This window comes from Polynucleobacter sp. 39-46-10 (genome assembly GCF_002282275.1).
Window position 1 is genome coordinate 1 of record NZ_NCJB01000139.1, and the last position, 5,904, is coordinate 5,904.

The 5,904-nt window shown below is 46.2% G+C and carries 6 protein-coding genes; 1 reads left to right on the forward strand and 5 read right to left on the reverse strand.

The window, feature by feature from the left end; genetic code table 11:
- Window positions 1-484, forward strand: a 484-nt coding sequence (locus B7X71_RS10800) for an ATP-binding cassette domain-containing protein (protein WP_293600734.1), incomplete at its 5' end; no start/stop codon positions are given.
- Here B7X71_RS10800 and B7X71_RS10805 read toward each other — a convergent pair.
- From B7X71_RS10805 to B7X71_RS10825, 5 genes are read right to left on the reverse strand one after another with little or no spacing between them, the layout of a single operon-like run.
- On the reverse strand, window positions 485-754 hold the full coding sequence (locus tag B7X71_RS10805) for a hypothetical protein (RefSeq protein ID WP_215363380.1): 270 nt from the start codon (window positions 752-754) through the stop codon (window positions 485-487). It abuts the gene before it with no gap.
- Between the two features lie 10 nt (window positions 755-764).
- Window positions 765-1,820 carry a formate dehydrogenase subunit gamma gene (locus tag B7X71_RS10810; protein ID WP_215363383.1) on the reverse strand — a complete coding sequence of 352 codons (1,056 nt, stop codon included), beginning with the start codon at window positions 1,818-1,820 and terminating at the stop codon, window positions 765-767.
- A gap of 42 nt (window positions 1,821-1,862) precedes the next feature.
- Complete coding sequence (locus B7X71_RS10815) at window positions 1,863-2,099, reverse strand: hypothetical protein (protein WP_215363386.1); 237 nt, start codon at window positions 2,097-2,099, stop codon at window positions 1,863-1,865.
- The gene (gene fdh3B, locus B7X71_RS10820) at window positions 2,099-2,755 is read right to left on the reverse strand and encodes a formate dehydrogenase FDH3 subunit beta (RefSeq protein ID WP_215301175.1); all 657 of its coding nucleotides are present in this window, start codon (window positions 2,753-2,755) and stop codon (window positions 2,099-2,101) included. The genes B7X71_RS10815 and fdh3B overlap by 1 nt, the downstream gene beginning before the upstream one ends.
- 33 nt (window positions 2,756-2,788) lie before the next feature.
- Entirely contained in the window at window positions 2,789-5,776 is a 2,988-nt protein-coding gene (locus B7X71_RS10825) for a formate dehydrogenase subunit alpha (protein ID WP_293600735.1), read from the reverse strand.
- Window positions 5,777-5,904 lie beyond the last annotated feature (128 nt).

The window sequence follows — 5,904 nt, forward strand, 5'->3', positions numbered from 1 at the left end:
ATCATCTCTGGTGCTGCATCATACCCCCATGATTAAGGCATCTGCCAGAACCAATATCGCCATGGTGAGAGACGTTGACCCCAGCATTTCTCTTGAAGATATTGATGCGGTCATGCTGCAAATCGGTCTTAGTAACTTAGCCAACAGTCCGGCACTGAAACTTTCTGCTGGCGAGAGACAAAAACTCTGCCTAGGTCGCGCAATTTTGCAAAAGCCCCACTTGGTTTTGCTCGACGAACCAACCGCCAATCTTGACCCCAACACTACTGATCAGGTGGAGCAAATTATTCGCCAATTTAAGCTTATGGGCTCAGAGGTGATCTTTACCTCACACCAGCTTGCCCAAGTTCAGAGATTGGCGGAATACATCCTATTTATTGATCATGGCGAGATAAAAGAAAAAGGACCCGTAGGTCCTTTCTTTGCCAATCCCCAAACGCAAGCAGCTAAACGCTACCTTCATCAAGAGTTAATAGCTGACTAATTACTTTGCCGCTGGCGCTGCTGCAACCGGTGGCACAAAAGGTGGTGGCGCAACGCATGCACCTGGCGCTGGAGTGCCTGAGACTTTATATTGGTCTGCAATCTTATTTTGCACCTGGCAAAGCTTGAATGCACCAACCTTACCAGCATAAGCTGTTTTAGCCTTTTTTAAGTCAGCAGCAGCCTGAGCTTCTGGAGACAGTGGCGGAAAAAAAGCAAAGGCAGAACTTGCTACCAGAGCGCCAATTGTGAAGGCAATGATTTTTTTCATGGCTTCGTCCTTATTTAACTTTGTTGTACCAAACTTCATGATGCTCTTTGGCCCAAGTAGCATCAACATAACCCGTTTTCATACCATCGATTGAGCCTTGCATGCCAATGGTACCGATATAGATATGCCCCATTGCCATAGCTGTCATCAATAAGGCAGCCGAAGCATGAATAATATCCGCCACTTGCATAGTGCCACGCCAGTACTCAATTCCAGGGACAGGGACAATCATATCCAGCACCCATCCAGAGGCTGAGATGATGAGTCCTAAAAAGACCATACCAAACCAGAACCAAAATTTCTCGCCAAAATTAAAGAATCCTGATGGAACATGTTTACCAGATAGCAGACCACCAAACGATTTAATCCAAGCCATATCATCAGGTTCAAGCATGTTCTTACGCACAAACAGGAAGAAAAAGACGATGATGCTCAGGGTAAATAGTGGACCTACAAAATTATGGATGTTCTTGCAAATAAACAAGAAGATTCCAAACAGGGTTCCACCCATCACAGGCAATGCGAAAAACTTACCGTACAGAATGAGTAATCCAGTAAACGCCAAAGCCACAAAGCTAAATGCCATAGTCCAGTGGGTATAACGCTCTAGATCTGTAAAACGCTTGATCTTAGTTCCAGAAAGGGGCTCGTGTAATTTGATTGGGCCACGCAAGGTATACATTGCCAAGACACCAAAGAAAGCAAATGCTAGTATCCAAGCCCCAAACACGGTAATCACACCATTACGGATAAGGCGCCACTGTTGACCAGACTTCTGAATAAGCACTCCACGCTCAGTAACGGGCCCATTCACAAAGTTTGGCGTATCGCTATTGACTGTACGCCATACAGGTGAGTTATTGCCTGGCTGATTTTTAGCGGCCTCAATTTGCGCTTGCGGACTTGCATCTGCCGCACGCCCTATATCCATAATATTGGCTGATTCAACCTTAGGAAGTGCCGCAGCATTTGGTTGTTGCGCAAAGCTGGCACCACTCATCATTGAGAGTGAAATACCCGCTGCCAACACCCAAAGGCGTATGTCGCTGGTTGTAAATGATTTCATGCGAGTGTCCTCAAACGGCTAACTGTAGATAATCTCAACTGATTACTTAATACGGGTGTATTCAGTTTGCTGTTGGTTGCGCTTATTAATCGCCTCTTTCCAGCTCAGCTCATTACCAGGAGTCCAACCTTTTGTCATAAACCCATCATTTGCACCCATATATGGCGCAACATCTGGGCGCTTAGCTGCGCTCATGCCAGCCTGTGGAGGCTCAGAACAGCCAGCCAAGATTCCGACAGCAGTAGCGCACAGGGCGAGGATCTTAAAATTAAATTTCATTATTTAGCTCCCGGAATTTTTGCAGCAGGCGTTGGTGTCGGCGTCTTCGCTCCAGGCTGACCATAGGCAGTTGTCCAGCCAAATACATCAGCACCAACATTTTTGCCATGCTTTTGACGAGCCACAACACGAGCACGGAAAATATCTGCAATGACATCACCGTCACCACCGATTAAGGCCTTGGTTGAACACATCTCAGCGCATAGAGGCAACTTACCCTCAGCTAAGCGATTGCGACCATACTTCTCAAACTCCGCAACACTACCATTAGCCTCTGGGCCACCGCTACAGAATGTGCACTTATCCATTTTGCCGCGCATACCGAAGGTTCCCTGACTTGGGAACTGAGGTGCACCAAATGGGCATGCATAAGAGCAATAGCCACAACCAATGCAAATATCTTTATCGTGCAAAACAACACCTTCATCCGTACGATAAAAACAATCTACTGGGCAAACCGCCATACAAGGCGCATCAGAACAATGCATACAGGCCACTGAAATTGATTTTTCAGCGCCAATAATTCCATCATTAATCGTCACAACACGGCGACGCTGAATTCCCCAAGGAACTTCATTCTCATTTTTACACGCTGTTACACAGCCGTTACATTCAATGCAACGCTCTGCATCACAGATAAATTTCATTCTTGCCATAGCTTATTCTCCTGACTTTATCTTTAGTTAGACTTAGGCAAATTTTTCGATTTGACACATCGTAGTTTTGGTCTCTTGCATCATGGTCACTTGATCGTAACCATAAGTGGTTGCAGTATTTACTGCCTCACCCTGCACAACAGGAGCCGCTCCAACTGGATAGTACTTACGAATGTCTGCGCCCTGCCACCAGCCCGCAAAGTGGAATGGGACGAATGCAGTCTTCGCATCCACACGCTCAGTCACCAAGGCTCTTACCTTAATTTTTGCGCCAGTTGGAGATTTAACCCAAACATAATCCCAGTTTTGAATACCGCGAACTGCCGCAGCCTTAGGATTAATCTCTACGAAGTTCTCTTGTTGTAACTCTGCCAACCAAGGGTTGGATCGAGTCTCGTCTCCTCCACCTTCATACTCAACCAAACGGCCAGAAGTAAGGGTAATTGGGAACTTCTCATAGAGCTTGTCAGCAATATTCTTTTGCTGAACTGTCTTAAACAACGTTGGTAAGCGCCAGAAGTTCTTCAAATCGTCCGATGTAGGATATTTTTCCATCATTGCAAGGTCTGTACTGTAAAGAGCCTCACGATGGACTGGGATTGGATCAGGGAAGTTCCAAACTACCGCACGCGCCTTAGCGTTTCCAAATGGATGACAACCATTCTTCATCACAACGCGCTGAATACCACCAGACAAGTCTGTCTTCCAATTCTTTCCTTCAGCAAGCTTCTTCTCAGCATCTGTTAGCTGATCCCACCAGCCAAGTTTCTTCATAAAGACAGAATCAAACTCAGGGTAGCCAGTTTTGATCGCAGAGCCTTTAGAGTAAGAACCATCAGCAGCCAATAAACTCTCGCCATCTTTCTCTACACCAAAGTTCGCGCGGAAGTTACCACCGCCTTCCATGACTGACTTACTTGTATCGTAAAGATTTGGTGAGCCTGGGTGCTTGATCGCAGCTGTGCCATAGCATGGCCATGGCAAGCCGAAGTAGTCTCCAGCTGTATCGTAGCCAGTCACCTTATCTACACCACCACGAGAGCGCAATGTCTTCGGATCAAAGACGCTCATCATGCGCATGTGCGCTTTCAAGCGCTCTGGTGTCTGGCCTGTGTATCCAATAGTCCAAACGCTGCGGTTAATTTCACGCAAGATAGACTCAATTTCTGGCTCTGGCCAATCTTGACCAGCATACTTACCAGTAACCATTTTGAAGTTTTTGGAGAGCTCCTTACCAAAACCTAAACGATCAGCAAATGCTTGCATGATGGTGTGATCTGGTACAGATTCAAACAATGGATCAATAACCTTCTCGCGCCACTGAATCGAGCGATTTGAAGCAGTGACAGATCCATGAGTTTCAAACTGGGTGCAAGCTGGCAACAAATAAACGTTGCGATTCTTATTAACTTTTTGACCTTCTGCAGGAGGCATAGCAGCCATTGCAGCAGTTGCACTTGGATATGGATCAACCACAACCAAAAGATCCAACTTATCCATTGCGCGCTTCATATCTAAACCGCGCGTCTGAGAGTTAGGCGCATGACCCCAGAAGAACAAACCTTTAACGTTGGTTTTTTGGTCGATCATGTCATCATTTTCAAGCACCGCATCAACCCAACGGGAAACAGTGGTGCCTGATTTTTCCATCATGCCTGGTGCATAACGACCCTTAATCCACTCATAATCTACGCCCCAAACAGTCGCAAAATGCTTCCAAGAACCAGCAGCTAGGCCATAGTAACCAGGCAGTGAATTTGGATTAGGGCCAACGTCAGTTGCACCCTGCACGTTGTCGTGACCGCGGAAAATATTTGCGCCGCCGCCGGACTTACCGATATTACCTAATGCCAACTGTAATAAACAGGAGGCGCGAACCATCGCATTACCAATGGTGTGCTGAGTTTGTCCCATACACCAAACAATGGTGCTTGGACGATTTTTTGCCATAGTCTCGGCAACTTTATAAACCTGAGCTTCTGGAACACCGCAAGCTTCTTCTACATTGGCTGGAGTCCATTTTTCCATTACTTCTTTGCGAACCTTGTCCATGCCATAGACGCGATCGTTGATGTATTTCTTATCTTCCCAGCCGTTATTAAAGATGTGATAGAGGACACCAAACAAGAAAGGAATATCAGTACCAGAACGAATGCGAACATACTGATCAGACTTCGCTGCAGTTCTGGTGTAACGTGGGTCAACCACAATTAATTTACAACCATTTTCTTTAGCGTGCAACATGCTCAGCATGGATACTGGATGCGCCTCAGCGGCATTAGAACCAATATACAAAGCTGCTTTCGAATTCATCATGTCGTTGTAGCTATTTGTCATGGCGCCGTAGCCCCAAGTATTAGCTACACCAGCAACTGTAGTTGAGTGACAGATACGAGCTTGGTGGTCTGTGTTGTTGGTTCCAAAGAAAGATACCCACTTACGCAACAAATACGCTTGTTCATTGTTTTGTTTTGATGAGCCAATGAAATACATTGCATCTGGAGAGTACTTAGTGCGAATGTCTTTCATCTGCGCTGTGATCTCAGTTAATGCTTGATCCCAGGAAATCTTTTGATACTTACCGTCAACCAACTTCATTGGTGTGCGTAAGCGGAAGTCACCATGACCATGCTCACGAAGTGCTGCGCCTTTTGCGCAATGAGCACCTAAATTGATTGGAGAATCAAAGACGGGGTCTTGACGAACCCAAACACCATTCTCCACAGTTGCGTCAACTGCGCAACCGACTGAGCAGTGGGTACATACGGTTCGCTTGACTTCAATTTTTCCAGCTTTGCCATCTAGCATTGCTTTGCTTTGCTCAGCCACTGCCTTTTGAACCATAGTCAGTTGGCTTGCAGCGATTCCAGCACCAACGCCAACGCCTGAACGCTTGAGGAACTGGCGGCGATCCATTGTTGGAACGGCTGCTTTGAGACCGCGTGAAAGGCTGCCGATTAGGCGTGATGCTGGGACTGAACGACTACTTTGAGGTGTATTAGATTTGCGAGTCAGGCTCATTTATTGCCCCTGAAAAAATTTTGGTTTTATAAAAGGAGTAGCTAAAAAATTAGAACGGATTACAACAAAGTGGTTTCGTAGTACTTACGAATGTGCGCAGACAACTGATAACCGTCATCTTTGCCTTG

Coding starts and splice junctions, on each gene's coding strand:
- B7X71_RS10805 (WP_215363380.1), bottom strand. CDS start 754: ATGAAAAAAATCATTGCCTTCACAATTGGCGCTCTGGTAGCAAGTTCT.
- B7X71_RS10810 (WP_215363383.1), bottom strand. CDS start 1,820: ATGAAATCATTTACAACCAGCGACATACGCCTTTGGGTGTTGGCAGCG.
- B7X71_RS10815 (WP_215363386.1), bottom strand. CDS start 2,099: ATGAAATTTAATTTTAAGATCCTCGCCCTGTGCGCTACTGCTGTCGGA.
- fdh3B (WP_215301175.1), bottom strand. CDS start 2,755: ATGGCAAGAATGAAATTTATCTGTGATGCAGAGCGTTGCATTGAATGT.
- B7X71_RS10825 (WP_293600735.1), bottom strand. CDS start 5,776: ATGAGCCTGACTCGCAAATCTAATACACCTCAAAGTAGTCGTTCAGTC.